Here is a 26,536-nt window from a genome sequence, read left to right as displayed (position 1 = left end):
AAAAATAACAGTGTCTATTAGGAGATTCAGGTAATATAACTTGAATACTCAGTAGACACTGTTTTTTTATTGTGATTTAGCTTTTTATGCCAACGATGAAAGATAAGATTAAAAAATTATCTTGATTGTTAAAGGTTAAGTAGTTGTTGCAAATCATTGATTTCGTAAGTTGCTTTCGTAGTAGTGTGGTTAACCACTTCTTGAGGATTAAACCAAACGGAATCTAAATTAGCAGCGTTAGCACCAGCAATATCAGCTGTTAAAGAATCACCGATAACAAGCATTTGATCTTGATTGGTCTTGAGTTTGTCAAAGACGACTTTAAAGAAATTAGGATCTGGTTTTTGATAGCCGAGATCTTCAGATAGATATAGATCTTCAAAGTCAGATAATAAATCAGCACGTTTGAGTTGGGAGTACTGTTTTTCTTTAGTACCGTTAGAGACAGCAAAAATCCTGTGCGACTGACTGAGAGTATCTAGTACTGACTTGGCATTTGGCATTAGGATATTTTCCAGTTTAAAAAGTTGGAGATAGGAATTATTCATTTTGGCTCCGTCAATATTTTTACCAAAATGGTCAAAGTAGAGTCGGAAGCGGGAATTCAATAGATCTTCACGTCCGAGTTGGCCACGTTCTAATTTTTCCCATAAGCCATCATTGAGTTCGTGCCAGTAGGCAATCTGCTGATCATTGAAAGGGAAATCAACTTGCTTTGATAATTTATGTAGCGCTTTTTCGGCATTAGCCTTAGTGTCGAGAATTGTGTTGTCGAGATCGAATAGTAAAATTGGATACTTCATAAAGATACCTCCGTATATCTAAAACTATACCAAAAAAGACCTAGGATTGTCCTAAGTCTTTTTGTTTACTAAGAGTTAATTAGCAGATTTGATCGCCAAGCTTAACCATCTTTGCACGGCGTTCTTCAGCTGTTTCAGGTTTAACGTTTCTCCAGTCAACGACTGATAAAGCACCATCGAGAATACCACTATTGTCTTTTAGTGCTAAGGCATTGTGCCATAGGGAAATGTTTAGACCATTTGTTAGAAGATCAGCATCAGAAGGGGATGTCTTCAAATCATAACCAGCATTGTTTTCAAGTTCAACGGTGTAGTTAGGGTCAGCATCTTTCAAAATAACGATTTGGAACTTATCACCAATAGCACAGCTACCACCAAGACTTGAATACTTGTTGGAACCATCATCAGTTGTCAAGATCATTGGAAATCCACTAGGAATTCTTTCTTTTAAATATGTTTGTGCTTCGTCTTTAATATCAATTTTCATAGTTGTTTTCCTCGCTTATTATTTATTTAAAGTTGCTTTTATTTAATCTTTATTACAAGTATTACTATACATCATATTAAAATTGTTTACAAGTAAATTGTGTACAATTTGTTATTTTTAATAAAAAGATGCGAATTACCACATCTTATTATTGATTAGCAAATTTGATTGCCAAGTTTAACCATTTTGTCATGACGTTGTTCATCTGTCTCAGGTTTGACGTCTCTCCAGTCGACAACTGAAAGGGCACCGTCAAGAATACCGCTGTTATCTTTAAGGGCTAAAGCATTATGCAAAAGTGAAATATTTAATCCGGCCGTGAAGAAATCAGTATATTGTTCTTCTGTACTCATCTTGTAGCCTGCATTATTTTCGATTGGAACAGTATATTTAGGATCAGCATCTTTCAAAATAACTAATTGGAACTTATCACCAATGGCACAACTTCCACCTAAACTGGAGTATTTATTGGAACCATCATCTGTTGTCAGGATAACAGTACTTCCAGCTGGAATTTTGTCTTCCAAATATTTTAGTGCTTCGTCTTTAAAGTCAATTTTCATAATTAAGATCCTTTCCATTACCAAATCAATTGTGCAATCGCTATTTGTACACAACCTTTATTACACTTTCTAATTTACAGTAAATTAGAAAGTTAGGCAAATAGTTTGCTCACGACTTTTTAGGAAAAATTGAAAAAGCGGCAATAACAAATAGGATTATTGTGACCCATAGTAGGACATTGCTGGTCAAAGTCTGTGGACCAAATTTTCCTAAGTAATTCCAGATCAGTGGGGCAAAGAAAGCACTTATAATAGTAGAAATAGTCAAATAACTACTGAGAGTATTGATTTGTTCAGACTCTAATCCTTGATTGCTAGTGAAAATTAAATAGGGACCAGTGAATGAATAAACAAAATTAAAAAAGATTGCTGCGATAATGGCGACAATGCTGATATCGGTAGTCCAGAGAACCAAGACCGATATAGCAGCGCCTAAGTAACCTAATGTTAAAGTAAATCGATGAATCTTTTTATGGATTATTCCAAACAACAGTCCAGCAACTAATCCACCTAAATTCATAGCTGATAAGGTTAAATTAATAATTTGCGGATTGCCTAAATGCTTGAATTCAAAATAACTAGGTAATTTCAGTTGTACACCCCAAATTAGTAGGTAGGTGATAAAAGTAAGGATAACTAATTGCCACTTTTGCCAAGGGATTCTAACTGTTTTGGTACTAGAGAAAGAAGAGACCTTTTCCGGTTCTGGTACGAATAAACCAATCAAAATAGCGGTTACAAAAAGAATTAAATAGAGACCGAAAACAGTATGCCAGATTCCAACTAATAATCCTGCTAATCCAAGTAAAACAGCGTTACCTAAGGCAGTTAAACCAGTTTGATAGCCTAACAGTTTGGCACGAAGTTCTCCTTGATAGTTATGGGAGATTAGACTAATAGCATGTGGTGAAAAAAGGCCAACACCCAATCCCAAAACAAAGCGACTGCACATTATTAAGATAAAATCGTTGCTGAAAGCGGGGATGACTCCTGATAAGGCACTAATGATCAGTCCTGTAATAACTACTTTTTTGACGCCTATTTTTCGACTGAGATACGGATTGGGTAATATTGTCAGTAAGGCACTGAAATTGGCGATTGTTACCAACCATTCGATCATAGTCGTCGGCACATCAGGAAAGGTCTGTTTCAATTGCGGGATAACACCAGTGATAATAGTGGTTACATTGGTGACAGTTGAAAGGCTTAGAATACTAACAGTAGTTTTAATAGACTTCATGATTGACCTCATCTGTAATTTGATAGAGGTTAGTCTATCATTGAAGTTTATTAATTAGCGGACATTTTTGAAAGTGGATAGTAACAATTTTAAAAATAACAGATCTTATTAGGTATTAAAAAAACAACCAAAGTTGATGGTTGTTTTTTGATAGTTATTCTACTTCAGTCATAGGAACCAGATGCTTGGAACCTACTTTATAATAGGCTTTTTCGGTAAGTTTGCTTTGACCTCCCAAGGAATAAGCATCTCCTTGTGGCAGGGTACGTGATAACTTAGTTCCCTTAAGATCGTACGTTGGAGCTTTAAAGGAAGTTACTACGACTCTGAAGTCATCTGTATTGGTAACTACAGTCGTTCCAACAGCATCAGGAGAGTTACCATTAGTAATTCTAATATCTTTAGCGTTAACCAATTCGTTTTTGCCAATTAAGAAGTAAAGCTTCTTAACGTCAAATTTTTTAATAGTATATTCCGTAGATGCAGCTTGGACAGGCAATGCTGAGATTGTTGGAACCAAACCAATTGTTAGTAGAGATGTCAGTAATAAAATCTTATTAGATATTTTCATAGGACTATCCCCTAAATAAATTTATTCAATAGTATTTAATAACTAGGTGTCACCCTGTTATTGGGGAACATAATAACTCGTTAAATTAAAAAGGAGATAGTCTCAGTGATTGTCAATTGGTATAGGTCAAAGTCGTAACAGATTTGACTACTATTTCGTTCAATAACTGATTATCATTTCAGACAAATATTTTGACTAAAGATTGGCGTTTTGGCAAGTGAGTATTGACTGTAAAAATATAGTAATGTTAACCTTTACATGTTAAGAAAGGGGATTTTAAATTATGGCAAATGTAGAGCCAGCAGAAGCATTAATGCAAGCAATTCATGTTGCAAGTCAAGACAAAGAGGTTCAAAAAAGTTCAGAATTGATGGACCTTTTAGTTAAGAGCGCTAAACAATTGAAATCTACCGACAACTATCATCAAGTAGCTGCCAACTTAAATAAGTCACTTCAATATTGGGGAATGGGACACGTCGGCGGCCCAGCTGCTATTGATACTTTATATCAAGCAACGATTAATGATACACATGGTCGTGCATATCAAAAATTGCCTACAGGTATGGAATAGATAGTAAAGTAGTTTAACTGGTATGGGTTAAGTGGACATTTAGATATTTTTGGTTCTTTGTAAGGGAATAAAGAGTACGAATTCTATAATTAGAGAAGCAGTAATTCATTAAGCAAATGAATGTACCCAGAGTCCTTAAATAAATGCTGTTTGTACTATATTAGAAAAAAATATATAACGACACACTAGTCCGGAACAACAAGAAAATTGGCTCAGCCATGAGATTTACCTTAGCGATTTATCGCTTAGGTAAAGGCCGAGCTTGAAGATCCATGAATTTGCACAAAGTGCAAATTTATTAGCTTCCAGGCCGCCCTGCGTTCCAGCCAAATTTTCTTGTTGTGGAGGACGGCATCATTCCACTATAAAACATAGAACAATGGTTATTAACCAAAAAAAAATCCCGTATGACAATCATACAGGATTTTTTATTTGAAAGTTAAAGTTAATCCATACCCCAATAAGCAAACTCCTTATCAATAGCTTTTTGAGCAACAAGATTAAGATAATTGAATGGTTCGTCGAAATTAGGTGAGAAGAGCATGTCGACATAAGCTAAATCATCAATTGTATTACCATTTTGGATAATAACAGAGATAGTATTAGCTGATTGGGCTACTTCATGGGAACTCATAAATTGAGCACCTAAAACACGACGGCTTTTACGATCGTAAACCAAATCAATATTTATTTTAGTGTTAGTAGGCATAAAGTCAGGGCGATAATTAGCCTCAAAGAAAACATCTTGAGCATCGTAATTAGCTTCTTTAGCAGCGGCTAAAGTAAGTCCAGTAGAAGCAATGGTTTGCCCAAAGAGGAACATACCACTAGTGGCTTGACTACCCATGGATTTGCGACGACGTTTAAAGAGATTCATTCCAGCTAAAGTTCCTTGTCTGATGGCATGTGAAGCCAATGGAATATATTTGGAAGATAACGTAGGGTTATACTGGATTTCAGTGACATCACCGGCTGCAAAAATATCGGGATCAGATGTTTCCATATAGGCATTGGTGATAATAGCACCGTTTTTGGCAATATTAACTTGCCCCTTTAATAGATCAGATTGTGGCAAAACGCCAGGGGAAACGGCGACCATATCTACAACATAATCGTTGTTTTTAGTAGAAATTTGAATTTGATTATTGTCAGTATTGCTAAAACGAGTTACATTAGCGTTAGTTAAAACAGTGACATGATTTTCTTCCAAAAGCTTTTTAACACGATCAGAAATAGTTGCATCAACGTATTCATCTAAAAGCTGTTTGTTTTTCTGAAAAAGAATGACTTCATGTCCTGATTTAATAAATCCTTCAGCCAATTCGACACCAGCATAGCCACCACCTAAGACGGCGATTCGATGACTGTCTTTGGATGCCTCATGTAGTTGATGAGCTTGGTTACAAGTCTTACATAGCATAACTTTAGGATTCTCAATCCCTGGGATAACAGGAATATTTGTTCTAGAACCTGTTGCCATGATGAGTTTATCGTATTTATCATGAAGGAATTCACGAGTTTTTAAATTTTGTGCCAAAATAGTGTGAGCTTGACCATCAATTTTGATGACGTCATGTTGCATACGCATGTGAACACCTTTATTAGTAAATTCTTCTGGATTAGCGTAAAAAACGTCTCCCAAATCTTTGACTGCACCGCCGATGTGCAAATATGTCGCACAGGATAGATAAGATATATCGGCGTGTCGTTCATAAACAGTTATTTCTGCTTCTGGATAGTACTTAAGACATTCGTTCATAGCAGAAATTCCCGCATGAGTACAACCTATTATGGCTACTTTCATTCAACTACCTCGAGTTTTCTTTTATTTTGTATTATTGATTTTCATAAACTATTTTATATCAAACTTATAGTATACTTGCATTATATACGTTTGATATAAATTTTGTTGGATAGTTAGCGTTTTTATTTTAAATTTTAGAGGGCATATAACATTGAAAACGATTTATCGTTATTTTGTACAACCACAAGTGGATGTAAGAACACATTCTATTTTCGGTTATGAACTTTTAATTAAACAATTGACTCCAGAGGGGTGGCGTTTACCAGAATCTTTCATTGATATTGATTTAAACGTGAACGCTAAACTACTGGTAGCGACGACTAAAATTTTAGGAAAAAAGGTCCCATATTGTTCTGTAAACGTTAGTCGTGAACAATTGATGGACACGCAAATGGCTAAGGCAATTATAAAAAGTCAGGTTCAACTGTATCCAACGAAGTTAGTTGTTGAATTGACTGAGGAGAGGGGTCCACACAAGTATTTTGATGCCGCCTTTGTTCCTTATTTACGTAAATTTATGGAACATGGAATGCAAATATCTTTAGATGACGTTGGTACAGGGGATAATAGTTTTGAAAGCATTCGCAGTCTGTTGCCACTGGCTTCTGAATTGAAATTTGCTTTACAAAACTTCCGTAGTAATATTGAAGATCCTAAGTTACGTGAGAAACTTCGCGTTTGGAAAGGAATCAGTACTGAATACGGTCAACGCTTGATTCTTGAAGGTATTGAAAATCGTGAGGATGAAAAAATCAGTGATAAATTGGATATAGATTTTCGTCAAGGGTATTATTACGGAAAACCTGAATTGTTACCATTGATCGGTGACGATAATAATATGACATTGGATTAAAAATCATCCAATATAATTGAGTATGACAAGTACTCCGTATATTTACAAAAAGAAACAGCATTTATCCAGGATTTCAACATACAAATTATGTATGGCGAGTCTCGAATAAATGCTGTTTTTAATTATTTTTTACGTGCAACCGGTAAATACGCAATCAACATGATCAAACATGTGACTAGGATAAATATTGGTAGTGAAAGGATAGTTCCATTGTGAATGAAACTGACCAGATATGTTAGGCCACTGACAATCAAGTAATAACCAAAACTGAATAAACCGCTGGCACTGCCGATGACATCTTCGTAGCCTTTTAAAGCTAAATTTAAAGCAATCGGCAAAGTCGTGTTTAATCCTAGAAAGATTAAGAAAAAACCGATAATCATTAGAATAGAACTATTAAATTGCAGGCTAATGACCAAGATTAGAGCCGAAATACTGCTAAAGATCAGTCCAATCAAACCAATATATTCAGCCTTTAAATATTTTGCTAAAAAATTGACCAAGATAGCACCTAATAAACTAGCTAGTGCTAAAGTTAGTCCCAGACTCCCATATTGAATGGAAGAATAATTAAAATGTTTGATGAAGATAAAGGGCGCTTCAGAGTAATAGCCGAAGAAAATCCCATTTATTCCACCAGTTAAAAGACTGTAGACCCAAACGATGGGATCTTTAAGCAATCTCCAAGTGACTTTGAGCAGGGATACCTTTTGAATACTTTCGCGATTGATGGTTTCGGGCAAGCGATAGTAAGCATATAACAAAGTGGCAACAGCCATTGTAATTAAAAAACTGAAAACATTCTTGTAACCAAGGTAAGTTTGAATTAAGCCTCCAATAAGTGGACCAAAGGCAGGAGATAAGGCCATTGCAGCTCCAACCTTGGAGAAAACTTTGGTACTGGCGATACCAGAAAAACTTTCACGCATGATAGTTTGAGTGACGACTGAGCCAACGCTAGCTCCAAAAGCCTGTATAAAGCGAGCTACTAATAAGTAGTTGAAGTTTGAACTTAGCAGTAAACCAATGTTTCCTATTAGATAAAAGATAATTCCAATTAGCATTGCTAACCGGCGACCAATTTTATCCGATAGTTGGCCCCAGAAAAGTACTCCAATAGCAAAGGCAACGAAATAGATACTCATCGTTAATTGCGAGGTTCCAGCGGTGACCTTCATTTGGGAACTGATTTGAGGTAGAACTGGTGTGAAGATTGATTCACTGATCTGTGGAAATCCAACCAGAACAATGATCAATAAAAGTGATGGTACGGTGTTACGGACGTTTTTCATTTTAGACTCCTAAATTTTATTTTGCTGAAAAACGTCCTTCATCATTTGCGGGCATACAAGCCATGATGTTAGTTAAATCCATGGTTTTCACCTAATTTCTATAAAGTATGCTTACCATGATATAGGAAGTTTGAAGACTTTACAAATTATTTTATAAAAAAGGGATGTTTTCACTCCCCCCCCAGTGAAAGCGGTTACCGGGAACTAGTGCTATATTAAAATTATTAAATGATGAAAGGGGAAGATAACATGGATGAGGGCACACCACGTGTTAAGTCAGTAATTTTGTTGCCAAATTTTTACGTACGAGTAAATTATGATAACGACCAAGTAAGATTTACCAAGAGTGAGTTGTATTACATGGAAACTCATATCTTCCAGCAACCACATTTGGGCCTAACAACATTGACACCAGGCTGGTACTGGATCGGCAGTGACATCAAGTTACTAGATGATAATAAGTTCTCTATCAACGGAACAGTTTACGACGGCAATGAGATTTACGGCAGTAAAGTAAGACCATATTAATTAGATAAAAAATCGAAATCCTAGTGAGTGGGATTTCGATTTTTTTATGTAATATTTTTTGAAATAAAATCATCTTTTTCAGATAATTTTGGCATTTTTTATGGATAAAAAAATGAAAGAAGTTAATAATATGGGGTAAATAATGAAAATCATTCATTGAACAATTAAGAGGGGTAAACATGGTTACGCGTTTATTAAATTCTTTTGCTAAAATCCGCAACACTAAGGTGGCTAGTGCTGTACGTAGTACTTTGACGTTGTTATTTCCAATTATGCTACTAGGTAGTTTTGCCGATGTTATCAAGTTCGCTTTCTTGACCAAAACAGGTTTTATGGCACAAATGTTTGGAGTCACTACTTGGCTACCTTATTCACGAGAGCTGAGTTGGATCATGGAAGTTATCTTTCACTGTACGATTGATATGATTGCTCTCTATGCAGCTTATGGCATAGCCTATTTTACGGCTAAAGAATATAAAAAAGATGGCGGTAGCGCTGGGGCGATTGGATTGATGTCATTTTTAATCATTTCATATCAGCCAACTGAAGATGGATTGCCAAACTTCAGTCGTTTCTTCATGTCCCAGGGGATGTTAATTGCACTGATAGTCGGATATCTCTGTGGTCGACTCTGGGTCAGCTTTGCTGATTCAAAGGTAAAGCAGCGTTATAAAATTATTTTTCCCGTTCTCATAGTCTTATTGATTTCAGGAATCTTGAATTTGGCAGGATTGTTTGTTGTGAAATTAGAGATACCAACTTATGTTGCTAGTTTTGTGACAGAACATTCGCCATTCAATTCGTTAGTATATGTTTTAGGGATGGGCTTTTTGACTGATCTTTTGTCGTGGATGGCAATTGGTGGTCCCTTCAGCAATGAACCTACATTTAACGACGCCCCAGCAATGGCAAATATGAATTCAGCCTTAAAAGCCGGTTCATCGTGGAATGTTCCATACAAGTTTACGGATACAACTCTATTCCATAGTTTTGCTAACTTCGGTGGCAGTGGAGTCATGATAGCGTTAATTATTGCTATCTTGATTTTTTCCAAAAAGGGACGGAATCGTAATGTTGCGAGATGGTCAATATTTCCGGCAATCTTTAACAGCCATTATTCAATGATGCTAGGAATACCGGTTCTATTCAATCCCGTTTTCTTGATACCATTTATCATTACGCCACTATTTAATATGATCGTAGCGGCACTTTTCATCATCTTGCACTGGATACCGGTAGCAGCATACCCAGTGCCCTCAGGTACTCCAGGTCCATTGATTGCTTTTATCGGTACAAATGGAAATTGGCTAACCTTAATTTTGGGAGCCGTTCTATTAATAATTGATGTTTTCATCTATCTGCCATTCGTGAAGTTATCAGACCGAATCAGTCAGAGAGCAGGTGATATCGATGAAAATTAAATTTTGGCTTTGGACGATTTTAGGTGTTGTCCTGTCGGCAACATTGATTATTGTTTCCTTGAATTGGTCACATCAAAATACAAATGAATTGGCTAAAATTCATAATTCCAAATTGTCACCGGTCATAATGATTCCGGGAAGTTCGGCTTCAGTTAATCGCTTTGATACGTTAGTTGGAAAATTAAATAAGAATAATAAGCACCCACACAGCTTGATCAAGATTCGAGTCACAACAGATGATAAGTTGCATATTTCTGGTAGTCTACGCCGTGGCGACAATGAACCGGTTATCGTGGTTGGTTTCGAAAATAATCATGATGGTTATGACAATATCAAGAAACAGGCTAAATGGTTCAATACAGCCTTTAAATTTTTGACTAAGCAATATAATTTCAATAATTTTAAGGCTATTGGACATTCAAATGGAGGTCTGATCTACACGGCCTTTTTGGAAAACTATTACTCAGAGTATTCCGAACAAATAAAGATTAAGCAATTGATGACAATTGGTTCGCCTTATAACTTTAACGAAAAATCAGTTCGTCATAAGACGCAGATGTTATCTGATTTTATTGATGATCGTGATAAGATTCCAGCTAGTCTTAGTGTCTATTCAGTTGCTGGTACCGAAACGTATAATTCGGATGGATTGGTGCCTTTGGGTAGTGTTATGGCTGGAAAGTATATCTATCAGGGACGAGTTAAGCATTTCACAACTATTTCCGTTTCAGGTTCAGATGCACAGCATTCTGATTTACCACAAAACGATCAGATCATCGATTTGATCAACCGATATATTTTAGATCCTAAACAAAAACTTCAAAGACGACAGGGAGCAATTTCTCTGGATGGACAATAATCTTAAACAAATTTTTGAATTAAAAGACTCCATCAATCCATATTTACGTGAGTTATAATCAATGTAAGAGCTTACATAAAACGAAGGGTTGTGTTTATTATGAGTCTAAGTTTTGGGCGTAAGATTAATTATTTACCATTATTAAATTCTGTACTTGGCGGGATTATCATCGGACTATTTTTCTTCTTACTTTCTCAAAGGGTAGGAATTGCTATTTTATTTGGGGCCGTATGTTTGCTAGTTATTTTAATGCTATATACCCTTAAGATTCGGGATAATCTCGATCAGTGGCAAGTTGATGACAGAGGAATCCACTATCAGGATTACAGTACGACGAGTAAAAGAATCAAGGCAATTCTGTTGCCTGGTTCTTCTAATGAAGAGACAGTGAAATTCAGTGATATCAAAGAATTTTCCATTGTTACTGGTAAAGGAATGGATTTACCAAAAGGAATTGGACCAGATGGGCCAATTGATGTTGCTTTCTATGTGGTGGATTCGACGTATCAAGCTTTTTCTAGCCCTTATTATTTGTCACTAAAATTGGCTAAGGGGGAAGATGTAGACTTAGATCTTTCTGCTAATGCTCAGGATGTGGCAGCGGTGAATAAAGTTATTAAGAAGATTGAAGAGAAGACTAATTTGCAGGTTAAATTAGAAAAACAACGCGTATAGAACAAAAGACCGACCAATTTGGCCGGCCTTTTTTGCATTTAAATTGAGTTACTGACAGTCCACTGGATTTTGCCAGAATACTGTCCAGATTTGTTGATTCCTGATTGATTTAACAGAACACCTTCATCAGATGCCCAATCATCAGTAATATCATAGGAGCCAGTTGTATCAGTAAGGTTTTCATCGATAAAAGTACTTTGAGCCATATCAAAGATTTTGTCGTTGTCGTCGACATAGATAACGTTGCCGTTAAAGTTCGAGTCGCTACTATTTAGTTCACTGGCTTGGCCATAAAGCTTCCAATCAGAATTATGGCTAATAACGGTTAAGTCAAAATCACTCTGGCGTTTAAGAATCTTATGGAGATCAACACTTTGAGTTGTTTGGAAAGTTAGTTGGGGATCAGCTACTAGTTCAACGGATTTGTTAGGTTGTATCGTTACATAATATGAGTAAGTATTTGAGAAGATACTGTCCTTATCCATAGCGGTGACTTGTACCTCTGTTGTCTCACCAACAGGGAAAAGTTCCCAAAAATCATCTTCAGAAACTATCTTACTTAAAGGAATTTCGTGAACCGCAATTTTACCGGCCTCACTGATACTAGTGGCGGTGGAATAAGATCTATCTCTGATATTGATATTGTAGATAATAGGATCATCAACTTCAAAATTATGCTCAATTTTATAATCGTAATTCAATGTAGTATCTAAATTTAAAGTGGGAATTGTGTTATCATCGGGCTTTAATAAATTAATGTTTTGCTTGTCAGAGCTTAAAACTAATTTCCAATCCTTTTTATATTTGATTGTGAACTCAGGGGTACTGAGTGTTGTGATATTATTATCGGATGAGAATTTAGCAGCTTTAGTTGCAACCAATATATCTTGGGTGGTTTCATTCACGGCTTTACCATTAATAGCAACATTCATTACTTTATTGTCGAGACTTAACTCATGATTAATCTTATAATTAATAGTATTGTTATTTAATTGGCTGGCAGGAACTAATTCGGTTTCGCCGTTTTCAAAAGTAATCGTCGCAATATTGTCGTTGCCGGAAAAATCAATATTATCAGGTAGATTGATACTAGCTACAATGTCAGACCAATTTGTTCGACCGCTTAGATAAGTTAGATTATAATTTATCGTTAAATCATCGCCACTGTTAACAGTTTTGTCAGTAGTATAGTGGGTATCATTTTTATTATCAGTAATGATTTTATTGAGTGTGTTGTCTTTTATATAGATATCCGGTTGAATACTGACAAGGGCAGGGATGGATTCGAAAATAGCTAATTTACCTTGAACATCAGGGTTGTTACTATTTGAACCGGTGAATCCCCAGAGTAGTTTATTATCTTTGATATCGCCAAAGGTACTCATATCAACTTTTACACTCTTGTCAATTCGGATGAAGCTGTACTTATTGAGCTGACCATTATAGTTGTAGTTGATCGTGCCATCAAGATTCTTATCATTAAAGGAATAGTCGATGGTAATAGTCTTTTTGTCTTCGGAAGGTGTCCAAGTCATAGAGAGATGGTGCCACATTAATTTATTACCATTAAGATCTTTATCATTTGTTAATGATGTTTCGATTGTATTGGTATGAATCTGTGAATAAAATGATTCAAAGGGAGACCAAAAAGTACTTTCATTTGAAAAGTCACTATTCTTTGTAACGTCAACATAGGTTTGAGGATTTGCGGGATAAGTTAAAGCAATATGTCCGAATCCACCACCAGAACCAATTTTAGTACCCTCGTCATATCGATTAGGGTAGCCTTCTGGAACGTATTGATTACCTACTGATGTGTCGTAGCCATTAATTGTATTGTAGAAAATTGTTGCACTTTCTCCGTTATCGCCAACACTTAAGTTACCACCATTATATAAGGTTAATTTTTTTAGGTCTTTATCTTTAATTCGATTAATTTGAGGATCAAATTCAAGAGCAATACTATTTTGAATGGCTGTTTTCGCGACTTCTGTAGGAGTCGCAGGGTCTGCTGACATACCTATTAATGCCGCACTTTTTGAAATGGCTCCGTCATATCCGTAAACTCCAAGTCCTTGCAAACCGGCACCTATTGCCTTAGTACCGAGAGGATCATTTTGTATTACCAGTGCGATCCCATTACCATTAACCGAAGGCTCATTAGAACTTTTTCCCATATAGATCCACGCAGAAACAGTTTGCTTTTTGGTTGGATCAATATAATTCTGTGCAGCCTTGTCGGACCAAATGGCACCATAGGAACTGGTATTTTGAATAATTTGAGTATTGAATGTTCCTACGAGAGGATATGTTTTAGTGGTGATTTCTCTTTCACCAGTTCGGGGTCCATCAGCTAATATTAAGACTTTTCCCGTATCATCCACCTTGGCATAATTATGTCTAAAAGGGTATTGTCCATTGCTGAAGTCGCTAGAAGTTTTCTCTTGGTTGGTGAAGTACTTTTGAATAATTAGCCCATCAGGAGCACTATTGATAGCGTCCTTATCATCAGCGGTTAAAGCTTGCGCTGTTTGAGTGAATAAGGTTAATTTTACTATTCCCAGAATGAAGAATAGTAAAAGATAGACTATAAAATGCTGGCCTTTTGATTTCATGTCATCTTCCTTTGAATAATATATTTGTGAAAGCGTTTAATTAACTATCTAAATATAATATATCAGATATTGACATGATAAGGAATTCACAAAATCATAAAAACTATTGTTAAATAAATTTAGAAAGAAGAGAGGTGTAAGTATGCGTTGGATACCAACATTAATAATTTTTTTGTTAGCAATTGTCAGTGGACTATATATTTTTGGCAATTTAAGAAAGCTTTCTCGACCATATTTTGTTCTCTTCTATTGGATGTACTTTGTGGGGTTAATGGCTATCTTGTTCATGCCCATTTCAATCAATGGTCTGACAGTAAAAATTTTACCCCCTGGAATTGGTCGGGTGAATCTGTATCAATTACAGCTTTCAGGAATTGAATTTTATGAAAACATTATTATGACCGTACCATTTGGTTTCTTTATTAAAAAGGTTTTTAAAAAGACTCCTTTAATATTCCTGATCATTTTAGGACTCTTGATTGGAACTAGCTTTGAATCGATGCAGTATGTTTTGTCACATCATTTCTTAATAGACCGGACAAGCGACATCAATGATGTTATTTCGAATGCAATGGGAGTGATTATTGGTGGCGTGATGGCAATGATATACCATTCATTTTCAAAAGATAACTGATAACTTCCTATTAGTAAGTTAATATATTAATAAGGGAGGACAGTTTATGAATTGGATTGTTGTAATGATTTTAGCTGCCACGTTAGCGGGATTTGTGCAGGGAGTCACCGGATTTGGTTCGGGAATCGTGTTGATGGTCTTCTTACCACAACTTTTGCCGATCAATCAGAGTGCCGGTGTCTCTACATTGACGATGTCGATTGCGATTATTATGGTAGCTTGGAAATATCGGAAGGCTTTAAAATGGAAAAAATTAGTCATGCCGTTTTTGATTTATATTGTCATGGCTACTTTTTCACTGCATTTAAGCAAGTTTTTAGCTGCCGGTTATTTAAAAGCTTTATTGGGATTACTACTAATTATTTTGGCGTTGTATTATACCGTAATGAATTTGAAGTCGATATCGGTTAAAACAATTCCAATTTATGTCATGGTCGTCTTTGCCTTGATATCGGGCTTTTTCAACGGTTTGTTTGGAATCGGTGGCCCATTGATGGCATTGTATTTTTTGACGATTTCTGATTCTAAAGAGAATTATTTAGCAAGTATTCAGACGTTCTTTTTACTTGATACGATTGTTATTACCAGTTTGCGTTTTTCGACAGGAATTTTGACGGCAGGAAACTTGAAATTTGTATTAGTTGGTTTCATTGGCGCTATCTTGGGAACTATTTTAGCCAACCGACTAGTGAGTCATTTGAATATTCGGATTATGGAATTTTTCATTTATATTTTTATCGGAATCAGTGGCTGTTATTACCTAATAACGGCTTTATAACAAAAGATTTACTTGCATAGAATGAAAATAGTCCGTATAATGCATCTTAATTATGTTTAAGAAATGAGGATTATATATTTGATTACTGTAAGTAACGTTAGTTTGCACTTTGCCGATCGTAAGTTATTCGAGGATGTAAATATCAAGTTTGCCCCAGGCAACTGTTATGGCTTAATTGGCGCAAATGGTGCCGGTAAATCAACTTTTCTAAAAGTGTTATCAGGTGAGATAGCTCCTTCAACAGGCTCTGTTAAATTAGGACCTAATGAACGTTTAGCGACTTTGAAGCAGAACCACTTCGATTATGATGACTACACAGTTATGGAAACTGTGCTTATGGGTCACGCTGACTTGTATAAAATTATGCAAGAAAAAGATGCCATTTACATGAAACCTGATTTTAGTGAGGAAGATGGTTTAAAAGCTGCCGACTTAGAAGCTAAATTCGGCGAAATGGGTGGCTGGGAAGCTGAAGGGGAAGCCTCACAAATGCTTCAAGGATTAAATATTCCTGAAAGTCTTCACCAAGAAAAAATGGCTAATTTGACTGCTGGTCAAAAAATTAAAGTATTGTTAGCTCAAGCTCTGTTCGGTCAACCAGATGTTCTGCTATTGGATGAGCCTACTAATGGACTTGATGTTGACTCAATCGACTGGTTAGAAGAATTCCTAATCAATTTTGAAAATACTGTTATCGTCGTATCCCATGACCGTTACTTCTTGAATAAAGTATGTACGTACATGGCTGACCTTGATTACAGCAAGATTCAGCTTTATGCTGGTAACTACGATTTCTGGCAACAATCTTCACAATTAGCTCAACAAATGAAGCAAGATCAAAACTCTAAAAAAGAAGAGAAGATCAAAGAGTTACAGGACTTTATTGCTCGTTTCTCAGCCAACGCTTCTAAATCTAAACAAGCTACTTCTCGTAAGAAGATGCTTGATAAGATTACTTTAGATGATATTCAACCAAGTTCACGTCGTTATCCATTCATCAAGTTTGTTCCTAATCGTGAAATCGGAAATGATTTGCTGCAAGTGAAAGATTTGACAATTTCTATTGATGGCAAACAAGTTTTGAAGAACGCTAGTTTTATTTTGAATAAAGACGATAAAGTAGCTTTCTTAGCTAAAAATGATATGGTCACAACAGCTTTGTTCAAGGTATTGACAGGTGAGTTGGAACCAGATTCAGGTACAGTAACTTGGGGTGTTACAACTAGCCAAGCATACTTGCCAAAGGACTTTAATTCAATGTTTACTGAAGATACACCAATTATTGATTGGTTACGCCAATTCGCTGAAAAAGGTGAAGATGACGATACATTCTTGCGTGGATTCTTAGGTAGAATGTTGTTCTCTGGGGATGATGTTACAAAGAAAGTTAACGTTCTATCCGGTGGAGAAAAAGTCCGTGTCATGTTATCAAAAATGATGTTATTGAAGGCTAATGTCTTACTACTTGATGATCCAACCAACCATTTGGATTTGGAATCAATTACAGCCTTGAATGACAGTTTGATTGACTATAAAGGTTCAATCCTCTTTGCTTCTCATGACCACCAATTCATTCAAACAATTGCCAACCGTTTGATTTACTTAACAGAAAATGGTGTGATTGATCGTGCAGATACTACTTATGACGAATTTAGAAGTAATGATCAAATTGAAGCACAAATTGCTGAATTAGATAAATAATAATAAAAATCCCGATTCCAGTTTTGGAGTCGGGATTTTTTAGTACAATGATTATTTTGAATTGTGAGTTAAATCATTGGAGAGTAAAATAAGTCAATGATTTTAGTAGCATGATGTAAAAATCATTGAAGTAGGCTTATGACTTAGGATACTTTTCCAGTCTGAAAAGTCCTTCAGAGTCAGGTACATTTTGTTTATTTTTAGGATAATAACCCATCTTTTTATAAAATTTTAAGGCGGTTATAGAAGCAGGAATTTCAACTCTAGTAGCTACCTTGAAGTAAGCATCGTTTTCCAAAGTTTTGATGATCAATCTGCCAACGCCTAAGCCTTGATAATCTGGATCAACAAATATATTAAAAAGACTAAATTCAGTCTTACTATCCCAATAAGGCCCAATAGCGCCAACTCCGATAATTGTCTTATCATTCAGAAAAACGTAAAAGTGAGTTTGTTGGGCCTTTTGAATGAAAAAATTTTCGTTTAGTCGGTCAATGTCATTTTGAAGGTATTCTTTTGAGTAATCGTGAATATTAGTTGTCATTAAAGTTTTTGCAACTAAATCAGCCACTGGTGTAGCGTCAGCATTTTTAAAAAATCGAGTTTTTAGGTTCATAAGCTATTTTCCTCGCATTGAATTAAGTCCAATTATATCCTAAAGAAGTTAGAAATAAATAAAATGCATAAATAGTTCATAATTTCGTCAATCAATTTTAAGCTTGCTTAAATAAACAAGTCTTAAAGTATAAGTATCAATTAACAAATGACAAAATTATGAAAGGAGTGTCAATTATGCGTTTTATACCTTTATTAATAATATTAACTATTTCGATAATTAGTGGTCTAGTCATTAATCATAATGTTGAGGAGTTTGAGAAGCGTCATTTCTATCTAATAAGCTTAGTCTATTTGACTTTTCTAGGGATGATTCTCTTTACACCAATTTCGTTTGATGGAACATCGGTCTATGTGATGTCAGCGGGAACTGGTCGGGTAAATCTGCATCAACTTGATATAATTGATATCGGTTTTGCGGAGAATATTATTTTGACAGTTCCATTAGGATTCTTAATTAGAAAATTTTTCCCACACGTGTCGATACTTTCAATGGCCTTTACCGGATTTATGATCGGTGGAGGAATTGAAACGACTCAGTATTTCTTATCACACATCTTCTTGATCAATCGGACTAGTGATATCAATGATGTTTTGGCAAATGCCTTAGGTATCGTCATTGGTGCCATCTTGATGGTAGTTTACGAATATATCACTAATAGAAAAACAATTACTGCAACTAAATAAAGCAATCAGTAGGTTAATATCGACATAATTAATCTATTGATTGTTTTTTATGCTAAACTTTTAAGTAAATGGGGGCGCTTACAGAATGGAACAAGAAGTAATTGACGCAATAATGGATTTTAGAGCTGGAGCTAAGGCTAGTGATGATAAACGTGATGAAGGATTACCAACTGAGGTTGACGGTGTAAAGCGTATCAATGATATCAGTTATGGCCCAGATTCAAAGTGGAATTTGTTGGATCTTTATTTACCGAAAAATGTTGAAGGACCAATTCCTACTATTATAAATATTCACGGTGGTGGTTGGTGCTACGGTACCAAAGAGACTTATCAATTTTATGGATTGAATTGGGCACAACGAGGATTTGCCTTCGTGAACCCTAATTATCGTCTGGCACCAGATGTCGTTTTTCCAGAAGAGATGGATGATGTCGACCGCTATATTCATTGGGTGGCCGACCACGCAGCTGAATACGGCCTCGATACTAATAATGTTTTCTTAATAGGTGACAGTGCCGGTGGACAAATGGCGGAACAGTACACTACAATTTTGACTAATGAAAAATATCGTCAGATGTTTGGTTACGAATTAACTGATCTGCATTTCCGTGCCGTCGCTTTAAATAGTTCTGCTAACTTTATGTTTGATCCAGGTACGATTACAGACGTAGTTAGTGCTTACTTTACACCAACAGTATTAGAGAGCAGACATGAACAAGTCGATACCGAAGAGTATATTAACGATGACTTTTTACCATCTTTTATTTGTACTGCTAATAATGATTTTATCCGTAACAATTCCGTCAAATTTGATGGTTTCTTAACGGCTAAGAAAATTCCACACGTCTTCAAAATGTATGGTGATGACCAAAATCCACGTGAACATGTTTTCTTGATCAATCAAAAAGATACAATTGCTAAACAGGCTAATGATGACGAGATGGCATTCTTTAAGAAATATTTGGCTAAATAACTTTCTTTAGGTAGTAAAAACTTGTCAGAAAAATTATCAAAGACCATACTTAAATAAAGGCTTATTTAAATGGAGGTCCTCGTAATGGCAAAAGTTTTTATTGCTGGCAAAATTCCAGATAAGGCAACAGCTTTGTTGAAAGCAACTGACCTAACAATTGATATGTATACTGATGATAAATTAATTGATGCGATAACTTTGAAAGAACATGTGGCTGATAGTGATTTTTTGATTACACCACTGTCAACGTCGGTCGATCGAGATATGTTGGATCACGCTCCTAAATTGAAATTAATCGCTAATTTTGGTGCCGGAACGAATAATATTGATACAGCTTATGCGAAAGAGTTAGGTATCCCGGTAACTAATACGCCGATTGTCTCAACTGTTTCAACCGCTGAATCGACTACTGGTTTGATTATCGGCTTAATGCATCGTATCGCTGAAGGTGATCAACTGATGAGAACGACTGGTTTCAATGGTTGGGCACCGCTATTTTTCTTAGGTCATGAATTGCAAGGTAAGACATTAGGTATTATTGGCCTGGGTCAAATTGGACAGGCTGTCGCTAAAAGAATGCATGCTTTTGATATGCCAATTCTTTATACGCAACGTCATCGTTTGCCAATTAGTCGCGAAGTTGAACTGGGAGCTACATTTGTTTCTCAAGAAGAACTTTTGAAAAAATCCGATATTGTGACATTACATTTGCCACTCAATGAACACACCAAACATCTACTAGGCGCTAAAGAGTTTGCACAAATGAAATCCAGTGCCGTTTTGATCAACGCTGCTCGTGGTCCAATTATTGATGAAACAGCTCTGACCGAGGCTTTAAAGAAGCATGTTATTGCAGGTGCGGCCTTAGATGTTTATGAACATGAACCAGAAGTATCTGATGAGTTGAAACAAATGAAGAATGTATTGCTTACTCCACATTTAGGCAATGCCACAATTGAAGCACGGGATGCTATGGCGACGATTGTTGCTGAAAATACCATTGCAGCTGTTTCGGGCCAATCAATTAAATATATTGTCAACGGACTATAAAGGATTGAGGAAAAAGTTATGTACGCTAATATAATAAATGAAAGTAACCAGAATTATAAAACTGTTAAAGTTGGTTTTTCCTGGACTGAAATGATTTTTGGATTTTGGACACCAGTATTCCGTTCCGATTTTAAATGGGCCGCAATTTTGGTTCTAGCAGAGATAGTATTCGGAGCATTCACTTGGGGCGGTGGAGCCTTCTTAGTAACGTTGGTTTTTGCCTTCTTTTATAATCGTGTTTACGTGAAAGATATGGTAGCCCAAGGTTACAAACCAGCCGATAAAGTTTCCTCTGATGTATTGAGAAGTTATGGTTATATTTAAAATGGTGAGATAGTTCCTTTAGGGAGCTATCTTTTTTTGTCTCTTATATAATAAAAAGTTATGGTTGAGTATAATATATAAGTATTTCATATTACAACATGGAAACTATATACTAAGGACATCAAATAAATAACGAATTGAGGTCGTATAAATGAGAAAAGTTTTAGTAATTGGTGCCCATGGACAAACCGGACAACAAGTAATTAATCGTTTGGAAGACTCAACAATGATTCCGGTAGCCGGAGTTAGACACAATGAACAAATTGAAGAATTTCAAAAACAAGGTGTAGAAGCACGGTTAGTTGATGTAAGAAAAGGAGTTAATGATATTGTTACTCAATTGAATGAAATTGATGCAATTGTCTTTACTGCTGGTGGTGGGATGATGATTGATTTGGATGGCAAAGTAAAAGCAGCTCAAGCGGCCGAAAAAGCCGGAATTAAAAGATTCATTTTAATCAGTGCCGGTGGAATCGAACATTTCCATGAGGATAATCGTTTGGAATGGATGAATCAGTACGAAGAGTACAGTGCTGCTATGTATTATGGAGATATGTTTGTTTTGAATTCTAATTTAGACTACACAATTATTCGGCCTGAGCAATTAACGAATGAACCAGCTGTAGGAAAAATCAGTATTGGTCAGGACTTACCGCATAATGAAATCACACGTGCTGATGTAGCAGATGTTGCAGTCTCTTCACTAGAAAATGATCAAACAATTAAACAGGCTTTCGATATTGGTGTCGGAAATGAACCAATAAAAGAAGCACTAGAAACTTTAAAATAAGGAAGTATAAAAAATGGATAGAGCAAAAGTAATCGTTCATATGCATACATCAATCGATGGGAAAATTGATGGAGTATATGGGCAACAGGCAGGAGACAAAATTTCTGGAGCATTTTACGCAGATGAGTTATTTAGATTGAGTAATGCTAATGCGAATGGATCAACTACCGTTGCCATGTATGCAGCCAAAGGACATCCGGATTTGTCTAAGTATGAAACTAGAGGAATCGAATATCAAGATTGGATTCCAGATATCCAAGCAGAAACTTGGGATGTAAGTTTTGATCGTAAAGGGAGAATGGGTTGGGAAATCAACTATTTTGAATATGGTGGCCATAAGAATAGGGCTATTGAGGTTCTAACTGAACAGGCTTCTAAATCATATTTAGCCTTTTTACAATCAATGGAAATACCATATATCATTTGTGGAACGAAAGATTTGAATTTAAATCAGGCATTGATTAAATTAAAAAAATACTTTGGTATTACAGCCATTTCATTAGCAGGTGGTGCAGTAATCAACGGAGCATTCTTAAAAGCCCATCTAGTAGATGAGATTTCACTAGTTGTTTCACCATATGTTAGTGGTGATCAAAATGTGAAGTCGGCTTTTGACACCTTAGGTACTTTTATAGATGATAAATTTATGATTAAAACAACTAAACAATTAGATGATGGTGGAATTCATTTACTATATGTAAAAGAATAAAAAAACTTCAATGACTAAATTTAATCGGTCATTGAAGTTTTTGCTTGTAAATGTTTAAAAATTAAGTTTACCTTGAATTTATTATGATTCGTTTCCAAATTAATCCTGCCTCCAAGGGTCGTGACAAGTGATTGAACGATACTCAAACCCAGACCAACACTGTGATTGGTACGGGAATTATCGGCCGTGTAAAAACGATTGAGTAATTGATTACTATCTTGGATATTTTCGTCCGTTTGATTCTCAAATGAAATTTGAACGATACTATTTTCATTTTTCAAAGTGACAGCCATATCGTTTGAAGCGTACTTTAGAATATTGCCGATAAGATTTTGAAAAATACGTTTGAACATCATCTCATCGCTATTCACAATAATTTTTTGGTCAAGTTGTATTTGAGCCTTGATTTGTTTGGCAGTGAGTTGGTCGTAATAGTTGAACAATTCCTTTTGCAAAGTATCGGATAAATTAAATTGAGTAACATTGAGATTTTTACTCTTCTCTCGGATTAAATTGAAATCCATTAAGTAGTGTAGGTAGTAGTTGACTGAGTCGAGATTGTCTTGAACTCGAATTAGATCACGTTGATTTTTGCCAGAACTCTGTTGTGTTAATAACTGAACGTAGCCAATTGAGACAGTTAGCGGTGTTTTGATGTCGTGTGTTAAGTTAGTCAGCATTTGATTGAACTGTCTATTCTGAATTGCTTGTGTTTCCTTAAGCTGATGCGTTTCTTTAAGGTTGAAGTTACAAGCCTGAGCTAATTTCTTAATAATAGGTAGACTAGTACCAGTCGTAACTTCGCCATTAGAGTCGTTTTTATTGATGTAGGCCAAATCTTTAGTAATACGCTTGATATCGTGCAAAATTAGACTGAGAATCAAAATTAGAATGAAACAGATAACAGCTAAAAAAATAATCATATCGATACCCCCTCAGACTAGCCGAATGCCAATACCCCAGATGGAAACAATATAATTGTTACCAGTGGCTTCGGTTAGTTTATGACGTAAATTACTAATGTGAACATTTAGAGTGTTGTCGGAGCTTTCAAAGTATTCTTCATGCCAGACCATTTGAAATAACTGACTTTTTTCGTAAACCTGATGGGGATGCGCTAGGAGTATTTGTAGTAAATTGAATTCCTTTTTGGATAACACTAGTGGTTGATCGTTAGCAGTAACTTCGTGGGTTTGATCATTCAGAACAATATTGTCGTAGGATAATAAATGATTGTCTTCAGGTTGAATCTGATTTCTTAATTGCACAGAGATTCGAGCCTGTAATTCCGCTATATCAAATGGTTTAGTCAAATAATCATTAGCGCCGTCGTTGAGTAAAGCGACGGTTTTTTCTTTACTCTGAATAGCGGTCAAGACGATGATGGGAACTTGTGATTGATCACGAATGACTTTCAAAACACTTTCGCCATTGATCTGTGGCAACATCAAATCCAGAATAATTAAATCTGGTTGTACACTTTCGAATTCCTTGATTCCACTGACACCATCGAGAGCTTTATAAATTAAATAGTCATTTGATAAAACGTCGAATAAAAGTGCCTGAATATCCTCATTATCCTCAATTATTAATATTTTTGAATGCATACTTTAACCCCTAACTGTTTGTTATTTTAATTTTATCGTATAAAAAAGTTGGTTTCTTTAGAATTAATAATTAATTAAGGTTTATTTATATATCAAATTAAGTAACGTTTTCTACTATATTAATTGAAGGGGAGGGATTGTTATGACAAAGACGATTCTGTCAGTAGACAATATCAGTAAGTCATTTGGTCGTTATAAAGCTATTGATAACGTGAGTTTCAACTTACAAAAAGGTGATATTTACGGTCTGATTGGTTCTAACGGTGCCGGTAAAACCACCATTATGCGTTTAATTACGCAGTTATCGCCACTCAAAGTCGGTGAAATTAAATTATTTGATCAAAAAATTAATCAGCAAGCACTTAAACATGTGGGAGCCGTTATCGAAACACCAGCTGCTTTTGACAAGCTGACGGTTCAAGAAAATTTGAAGTTAGTCGCCATACAGCGTGGTATCAATGATACTAAAAAAATTACAGAAATAATTAAATTCGTTGGCCTGACAAAAAAAGTTCATACGAAGGCTAAAAATTTGTCACTTGGGCAAAGACAACGATTAGGCTTGGCGATAGCTATTTTGCCAGAACCTGATTTGTTGATTTTAGACGAGCCGATCAATGGACTTGATCCATCAGGAATCATTGAATTTAGGAAATTATTAAAGAAATTAAATCAGGAGAAACAAATCACAATTCTGATTTCCAGTCATATTTTGACGGAACTATATCAAGTGTCGACACGATTCGGTTTTATCTATAATGGACAACTGATCAAGGAGATTACCAAAGAAGAATTGGATAAGGCTAATCAATCTGGACTTGTTTTGACGGTCGATGATGTTTCAAAAGCAGCGCAAGTGATTGATAAAGAATTCATGGAAAAATTCACAGTGGTTGATGATAAGAATATATTGATCCACTCACTAGGTATTGATGCTTCCAAATTGAATCGAGAATTAGTTGAAAATGGCATCTCGGTTATCGGTTTAACTAAGGAAGAAAAATCTTTGGAAGATTATTATACAAATTTGATAGGAGGGGTCAAAAATGCTTAATCAATTACGAACTGACTTCTATCGCTTGAGTCATACTTTAGGGATTTATTTAACGTTACTCTTTGCTATTGGATATTCTGCCGTTATTACTGGCAAAAATATTGTTGGTGGAATCATGGTCACGAGCGATTCAATGGCAAAATTGGGTTCAGCAAAAGTTTGGACGTTAAAGGATGGTATTAACGCTAGTACCTTGTCATCAAGCCTTCTGGTATATGCTTTTATCGGTATTTTTGTAATGACGATCGGCTATGAATTTAGTCAAAAAACGTATAAGAATACTTTGGTCTCAGGGATAACTAGAACTCAGTTTATTGTTTCTAAATATTTGGTTATGCTAATAAATATTTTCGTATTGAGTCTAGTTTACTTTTTTACTAGTATCGTTACGGGAAGCTTGTTATCTCGTTCTGTAGGTACCAGCTGGTCAAAATTATTGGCAACAGTTTTTAAGACATCCTTAGTAATTGCCTTTTTCATTAGCGTGATCTTTGGTTTAGCTATTTTGATGTTACTTTTAACGTCATCAATCGTAATTGCTTCAATTTTTATTGTAATTTGCCCAATTTTAGTGACGACATTGCATAATATTGCCAATTGGAGTTGGTTAAAGTACTTTGATTTCTTTAGCGTCGCAATGAAAATTAGTTTAGGATTGATTCCTAATAATCAGATGTGGAATTATATTTCAGTCAGTCTATTAGTACTTTTGGTTACTATCGTCTTGTCAGTAGTAGTGATCAGAAATAAGGAGATGTAGTCTGGCATGAAAAAGAAAAAAATTGTGTGGATATTGCTAGTTATTGCCGTCGTAGGAATTTGGATTATCAAGAGTCCTCATGAAATGACTACTGCGCAGGTTTTGCAAAGATTCAGTTGGGTCGTAAAACAGAATGGTGTCAAAAAGGGCGTAGCAAAATTTACGAAATCAGACATGAATTTGAGAAATGGTTTAAATCAGCGTACGTATAAGTATAAAGTTAATGATGAGGACGTGTTAATTATCAAGAGTGGTCAATATCGGGGTGGTTACAATATGAGAATGGAAGCGACGGACTATAAATTAGTTCCCAGGAAACATGGTGTTACGTTATATTTGATTAGAAATGATTAATAAGTATAAGAATAAAAGCAATCACATATTTAATATAATGCGATTGCTTTTTTGGTATGGAAAAACATAGTTATATCTTTATTTTATATTTTTTGATGATTGAGCATGATATATATTTAAATCTAAATATGTGGGAATACAACAATGAAATATTAGAATCAAGAATTTAAATATTAATAAGTAAAATTAAATTTGCCATCGGTTTTCAAATTATTTAA

Annotated in this window: 29 protein-coding genes; 18 read left to right on the top strand and 11 right to left on the bottom strand. The window is 35.5% G+C overall.

The window, feature by feature from the left end:
• Nucleotides 1-128 precede the first annotated feature (128 nt).
• The 5 genes from U8526_RS02250 to U8526_RS02230 form a co-directional block, all read right to left on the bottom strand.
• Nucleotides 129-803, bottom strand: a complete 675-nt coding sequence (locus U8526_RS02250) for a YjjG family noncanonical pyrimidine nucleotidase (protein WP_334340348.1) — start codon at nt 801-803, stop codon at nt 129-131.
• Between the two features lie 79 nt (nt 804-882).
• Nucleotides 883-1,290, bottom strand: a complete 408-nt coding sequence (locus tag U8526_RS02245) for an iron-sulfur cluster biosynthesis family protein (protein ID WP_334340347.1) — start codon at nt 1,288-1,290, stop codon at nt 883-885.
• A 155-nt stretch (nt 1,291-1,445) separates the two neighbouring features.
• Nucleotides 1,446-1,853, bottom strand: coding sequence for an iron-sulfur cluster biosynthesis family protein (locus tag U8526_RS02240; RefSeq protein WP_334340346.1), 408 nt, complete (start codon nt 1,851-1,853; stop codon nt 1,446-1,448).
• 109 nt (nt 1,854-1,962) lie between these two features.
• Entirely contained in the window at nt 1,963-3,093 is a 1,131-nt protein-coding gene (locus tag U8526_RS02235; protein ID WP_334340345.1) for an MFS transporter, read from the bottom strand.
• A 154-nt stretch (nt 3,094-3,247) separates the two neighbouring features.
• The gene (locus U8526_RS02230) at nt 3,248-3,664 is read right to left on the bottom strand and encodes a hypothetical protein (protein ID WP_334340344.1); all 417 of its coding nucleotides are present in this window, start codon (nt 3,662-3,664) and stop codon (nt 3,248-3,250) included.
• Between the two features lie 283 nt (nt 3,665-3,947).
• Between U8526_RS02230 and U8526_RS02225 the strand changes: the two genes are divergently transcribed.
• Nucleotides 3,948-4,235, top strand: a complete 288-nt coding sequence (locus U8526_RS02225) for a bacteriocin immunity protein (RefSeq protein ID WP_334340343.1) — start codon at nt 3,948-3,950, stop codon at nt 4,233-4,235.
• 445 nt (nt 4,236-4,680) lie between these two features.
• On the opposite strand, the gene U8526_RS02220 is transcribed toward U8526_RS02225, so the two are convergent.
• On the bottom strand, nt 4,681-6,039 hold the full coding sequence (locus tag U8526_RS02220) for an FAD-dependent oxidoreductase (RefSeq protein WP_334340342.1): 1,359 nt from the start codon (nt 6,037-6,039) through the stop codon (nt 4,681-4,683).
• A 151-nt stretch (nt 6,040-6,190) separates the two neighbouring features.
• On the opposite strand from U8526_RS02220, the gene U8526_RS02215 reads away from it, so the two are divergent.
• Nucleotides 6,191-6,892: an EAL domain-containing protein gene (locus U8526_RS02215; RefSeq protein ID WP_334340340.1), complete on the top strand. Its 702-nt coding sequence runs from the start codon at nt 6,191-6,193 to the stop codon at nt 6,890-6,892.
• A 122-nt stretch (nt 6,893-7,014) separates the two neighbouring features.
• Here U8526_RS02215 and U8526_RS02210 read toward each other — a convergent pair whose 3' ends face one another.
• A complete protein-coding gene (locus tag U8526_RS02210) occupies nt 7,015-8,184 on the bottom strand; it encodes a multidrug effflux MFS transporter (protein WP_334340339.1) in 1,170 nt (389 codons plus the stop codon).
• Between the two features lie 249 nt (nt 8,185-8,433).
• Here U8526_RS02210 and U8526_RS02205 point away from each other — a divergent pair, with 249 nt between their 5' ends.
• The 4 genes from U8526_RS02205 (at nt 8,434) to U8526_RS02190 (ending at nt 11,667) form a co-directional block, all read left to right on the top strand.
• Nucleotides 8,434-8,712 (top strand): hypothetical protein, encoded by a 279-nt coding sequence (locus U8526_RS02205; protein ID WP_334340338.1) that lies wholly within the window; start codon nt 8,434-8,436, stop codon nt 8,710-8,712.
• Between the two features lie 179 nt (nt 8,713-8,891).
• Nucleotides 8,892-10,133, top strand: a complete 1,242-nt coding sequence (locus tag U8526_RS02200) for a PTS transporter subunit EIIC (protein WP_334340337.1) — start codon at nt 8,892-8,894, stop codon at nt 10,131-10,133.
• Complete coding sequence (locus U8526_RS02195) at nt 10,123-10,992, top strand: alpha/beta hydrolase (protein ID WP_334340336.1); 870 nt, start codon at nt 10,123-10,125, stop codon at nt 10,990-10,992. The genes U8526_RS02200 and U8526_RS02195 overlap by 11 nt, the downstream gene beginning before the upstream one ends.
• A 99-nt stretch (nt 10,993-11,091) precedes the next feature.
• Nucleotides 11,092-11,667, top strand: coding sequence for a hypothetical protein (locus U8526_RS02190; RefSeq protein WP_334340335.1), 576 nt, complete (start codon nt 11,092-11,094; stop codon nt 11,665-11,667).
• Between the two features lie 38 nt (nt 11,668-11,705).
• Here U8526_RS02190 and U8526_RS02185 read toward each other — a convergent pair whose 3' ends face one another.
• Nucleotides 11,706-14,282, bottom strand: a complete 2,577-nt coding sequence (locus U8526_RS02185; RefSeq protein WP_334340334.1) for a hypothetical protein — start codon at nt 14,280-14,282, stop codon at nt 11,706-11,708.
• 142 nt (nt 14,283-14,424) lie between these two features.
• Between U8526_RS02185 and U8526_RS02180 the strand changes: the two genes are divergently transcribed.
• The 3 genes from U8526_RS02180 (at nt 14,425) to U8526_RS02170 (ending at nt 17,395) form a co-directional block, all read left to right on the top strand.
• Nucleotides 14,425-14,916: a VanZ family protein gene (locus U8526_RS02180; RefSeq protein WP_334340333.1), complete on the top strand. Its 492-nt coding sequence runs from the start codon at nt 14,425-14,427 to the stop codon at nt 14,914-14,916.
• A 46-nt stretch (nt 14,917-14,962) separates the two neighbouring features.
• Nucleotides 14,963-15,694: a sulfite exporter TauE/SafE family protein gene (locus U8526_RS02175; protein WP_334340332.1), complete on the top strand. Its 732-nt coding sequence runs from the start codon at nt 14,963-14,965 to the stop codon at nt 15,692-15,694.
• A gap of 78 nt (nt 15,695-15,772) precedes the next feature.
• On the top strand, nt 15,773-17,395 hold the full coding sequence (locus U8526_RS02170; protein ID WP_334340331.1) for an ABC-F family ATP-binding cassette domain-containing protein: 1,623 nt from the start codon (nt 15,773-15,775) through the stop codon (nt 17,393-17,395).
• Nucleotides 17,396-17,531: 136 nt separating this feature from the next.
• Here the strand turns inward: U8526_RS02170 and U8526_RS02165 are convergent, their stop codons facing one another.
• Nucleotides 17,532-18,011 (bottom strand): GNAT family N-acetyltransferase, encoded by a 480-nt coding sequence (locus U8526_RS02165; protein ID WP_334340330.1) that lies wholly within the window; start codon nt 18,009-18,011, stop codon nt 17,532-17,534.
• Between the two features lie 176 nt (nt 18,012-18,187).
• Between U8526_RS02165 and U8526_RS02160 the strand changes: the two genes are divergently transcribed.
• The 6 genes from U8526_RS02160 to U8526_RS02135 all read left to right on the top strand — a co-directional run bounded on the left by U8526_RS02160 (nt 18,188) and on the right by U8526_RS02135 (nt 22,543).
• Nucleotides 18,188-18,697, top strand: coding sequence for a VanZ family protein (locus U8526_RS02160; protein ID WP_334340329.1), 510 nt, complete (start codon nt 18,188-18,190; stop codon nt 18,695-18,697).
• Nucleotides 18,698-18,782: 85 nt separating this feature from the next.
• A complete protein-coding gene (locus U8526_RS02155; RefSeq protein ID WP_334340328.1) occupies nt 18,783-19,670 on the top strand; it encodes an alpha/beta hydrolase in 888 nt (295 codons plus the stop codon).
• An 84-nt stretch (nt 19,671-19,754) separates the two neighbouring features.
• Nucleotides 19,755-20,720 (top strand): 2-hydroxyacid dehydrogenase family protein, encoded by a 966-nt coding sequence (locus tag U8526_RS02150; RefSeq protein ID WP_334340327.1) that lies wholly within the window; start codon nt 19,755-19,757, stop codon nt 20,718-20,720.
• A gap of 18 nt (nt 20,721-20,738) precedes the next feature.
• A complete protein-coding gene (locus tag U8526_RS02145) occupies nt 20,739-21,044 on the top strand; it encodes a DUF2628 domain-containing protein (RefSeq protein ID WP_334340326.1) in 306 nt (101 codons plus the stop codon).
• A 151-nt stretch (nt 21,045-21,195) separates the two neighbouring features.
• Nucleotides 21,196-21,834, top strand: coding sequence for an SDR family oxidoreductase (locus U8526_RS02140; protein ID WP_334340325.1), 639 nt, complete (start codon nt 21,196-21,198; stop codon nt 21,832-21,834).
• A gap of 13 nt (nt 21,835-21,847) precedes the next feature.
• Nucleotides 21,848-22,543, top strand: a complete 696-nt coding sequence (locus U8526_RS02135; RefSeq protein ID WP_334340324.1) for a dihydrofolate reductase family protein — start codon at nt 21,848-21,850, stop codon at nt 22,541-22,543.
• Between the two features lie 20 nt (nt 22,544-22,563).
• On the opposite strand, the gene U8526_RS02130 is transcribed toward U8526_RS02135, so the two are convergent.
• Both U8526_RS02130 and U8526_RS02125 read right to left on the bottom strand, forming a co-directional pair.
• Nucleotides 22,564-23,466, bottom strand: coding sequence for a sensor histidine kinase (locus U8526_RS02130; RefSeq protein ID WP_334340323.1), 903 nt, complete (start codon nt 23,464-23,466; stop codon nt 22,564-22,566).
• Nucleotides 23,467-23,478: 12 nt separating this feature from the next.
• On the bottom strand, nt 23,479-24,150 hold the full coding sequence (locus U8526_RS02125) for a response regulator transcription factor (protein WP_334340322.1): 672 nt from the start codon (nt 24,148-24,150) through the stop codon (nt 23,479-23,481).
• Between the two features lie 142 nt (nt 24,151-24,292).
• On the opposite strand from U8526_RS02125, the gene U8526_RS02120 reads away from it, so the two are divergent.
• From U8526_RS02120 to U8526_RS02110, 3 genes are read left to right on the top strand one after another with little or no spacing between them, the layout of a single operon-like run.
• Nucleotides 24,293-25,204, top strand: coding sequence for an ABC transporter ATP-binding protein (locus tag U8526_RS02120; protein ID WP_334340321.1), 912 nt, complete (start codon nt 24,293-24,295; stop codon nt 25,202-25,204).
• The gene (locus U8526_RS02115) at nt 25,197-25,964 is read left to right on the top strand and encodes an ABC transporter permease (protein WP_334340320.1); all 768 of its coding nucleotides are present in this window, start codon (nt 25,197-25,199) and stop codon (nt 25,962-25,964) included. The genes U8526_RS02120 and U8526_RS02115 overlap by 8 nt, the downstream gene beginning before the upstream one ends.
• Before the next feature lie 6 nt (nt 25,965-25,970).
• Complete coding sequence (locus tag U8526_RS02110; protein WP_334340319.1) at nt 25,971-26,318, top strand: hypothetical protein; 348 nt, start codon at nt 25,971-25,973, stop codon at nt 26,316-26,318.
• Nucleotides 26,319-26,536 lie beyond the last annotated feature (218 nt).

Origin of the sequence: Companilactobacillus sp. HBUAS56275, assembly GCF_036913655.1 — a bacterium.
Lineage (GTDB): Bacteria > Bacillota > Bacilli > Lactobacillales > Lactobacillaceae > Companilactobacillus > Companilactobacillus pullicola.
This window is presented reverse-complemented; position numbering and strand designations above follow the sequence as displayed.

Coding starts and splice junctions, on each gene's coding strand:
- U8526_RS02250 (WP_334340348.1), bottom strand. CDS start 803: ATGAAGTATCCAATTTTACTATTCGATCTCGACAACACAATTCTCGAC.
- U8526_RS02245 (WP_334340347.1), bottom strand. CDS start 1,290: ATGAAAATTGATATTAAAGACGAAGCACAAACATATTTAAAAGAAAGA.
- U8526_RS02240 (WP_334340346.1), bottom strand. CDS start 1,853: ATGAAAATTGACTTTAAAGACGAAGCACTAAAATATTTGGAAGACAAA.
- U8526_RS02235 (WP_334340345.1), bottom strand. CDS start 3,093: ATGAAGTCTATTAAAACTACTGTTAGTATTCTAAGCCTTTCAACTGTC.
- U8526_RS02230 (WP_334340344.1), bottom strand. CDS start 3,664: ATGAAAATATCTAATAAGATTTTATTACTGACATCTCTACTAACAATT.
- U8526_RS02225 (WP_334340343.1), top strand. CDS start 3,948: ATGGCAAATGTAGAGCCAGCAGAAGCATTAATGCAAGCAATTCATGTT.
- U8526_RS02220 (WP_334340342.1), bottom strand. CDS start 6,039: ATGAAAGTAGCCATAATAGGTTGTACTCATGCGGGAATTTCTGCTATG.
- U8526_RS02210 (WP_334340339.1), bottom strand. CDS start 8,184: ATGAAAAACGTCCGTAACACCGTACCATCACTTTTATTGATCATTGTT.
- U8526_RS02205 (WP_334340338.1), top strand. CDS start 8,434: ATGGATGAGGGCACACCACGTGTTAAGTCAGTAATTTTGTTGCCAAAT.
- U8526_RS02200 (WP_334340337.1), top strand. CDS start 8,892: ATGGTTACGCGTTTATTAAATTCTTTTGCTAAAATCCGCAACACTAAG.
- U8526_RS02195 (WP_334340336.1), top strand. CDS start 10,123: ATGAAAATTAAATTTTGGCTTTGGACGATTTTAGGTGTTGTCCTGTCG.
- U8526_RS02190 (WP_334340335.1), top strand. CDS start 11,092: ATGAGTCTAAGTTTTGGGCGTAAGATTAATTATTTACCATTATTAAAT.
- U8526_RS02185 (WP_334340334.1), bottom strand. CDS start 14,282: ATGAAATCAAAAGGCCAGCATTTTATAGTCTATCTTTTACTATTCTTC.
- U8526_RS02180 (WP_334340333.1), top strand. CDS start 14,425: ATGCGTTGGATACCAACATTAATAATTTTTTTGTTAGCAATTGTCAGT.
- U8526_RS02175 (WP_334340332.1), top strand. CDS start 14,963: ATGAATTGGATTGTTGTAATGATTTTAGCTGCCACGTTAGCGGGATTT.
- U8526_RS02165 (WP_334340330.1), bottom strand. CDS start 18,011: ATGAACCTAAAAACTCGATTTTTTAAAAATGCTGACGCTACACCAGTG.
- U8526_RS02160 (WP_334340329.1), top strand. CDS start 18,188: ATGCGTTTTATACCTTTATTAATAATATTAACTATTTCGATAATTAGT.
- U8526_RS02155 (WP_334340328.1), top strand. CDS start 18,783: ATGGAACAAGAAGTAATTGACGCAATAATGGATTTTAGAGCTGGAGCT.
- U8526_RS02150 (WP_334340327.1), top strand. CDS start 19,755: ATGGCAAAAGTTTTTATTGCTGGCAAAATTCCAGATAAGGCAACAGCT.
- U8526_RS02145 (WP_334340326.1), top strand. CDS start 20,739: ATGTACGCTAATATAATAAATGAAAGTAACCAGAATTATAAAACTGTT.
- U8526_RS02140 (WP_334340325.1), top strand. CDS start 21,196: ATGAGAAAAGTTTTAGTAATTGGTGCCCATGGACAAACCGGACAACAA.
- U8526_RS02135 (WP_334340324.1), top strand. CDS start 21,848: ATGGATAGAGCAAAAGTAATCGTTCATATGCATACATCAATCGATGGG.
- U8526_RS02130 (WP_334340323.1), bottom strand. CDS start 23,466: ATGATTATTTTTTTAGCTGTTATCTGTTTCATTCTAATTTTGATTCTC.
- U8526_RS02125 (WP_334340322.1), bottom strand. CDS start 24,150: ATGCATTCAAAAATATTAATAATTGAGGATAATGAGGATATTCAGGCA.
- U8526_RS02120 (WP_334340321.1), top strand. CDS start 24,293: ATGACAAAGACGATTCTGTCAGTAGACAATATCAGTAAGTCATTTGGT.
- U8526_RS02115 (WP_334340320.1), top strand. CDS start 25,197: ATGCTTAATCAATTACGAACTGACTTCTATCGCTTGAGTCATACTTTA.
- U8526_RS02110 (WP_334340319.1), top strand. CDS start 25,971: ATGAAAAAGAAAAAAATTGTGTGGATATTGCTAGTTATTGCCGTCGTA.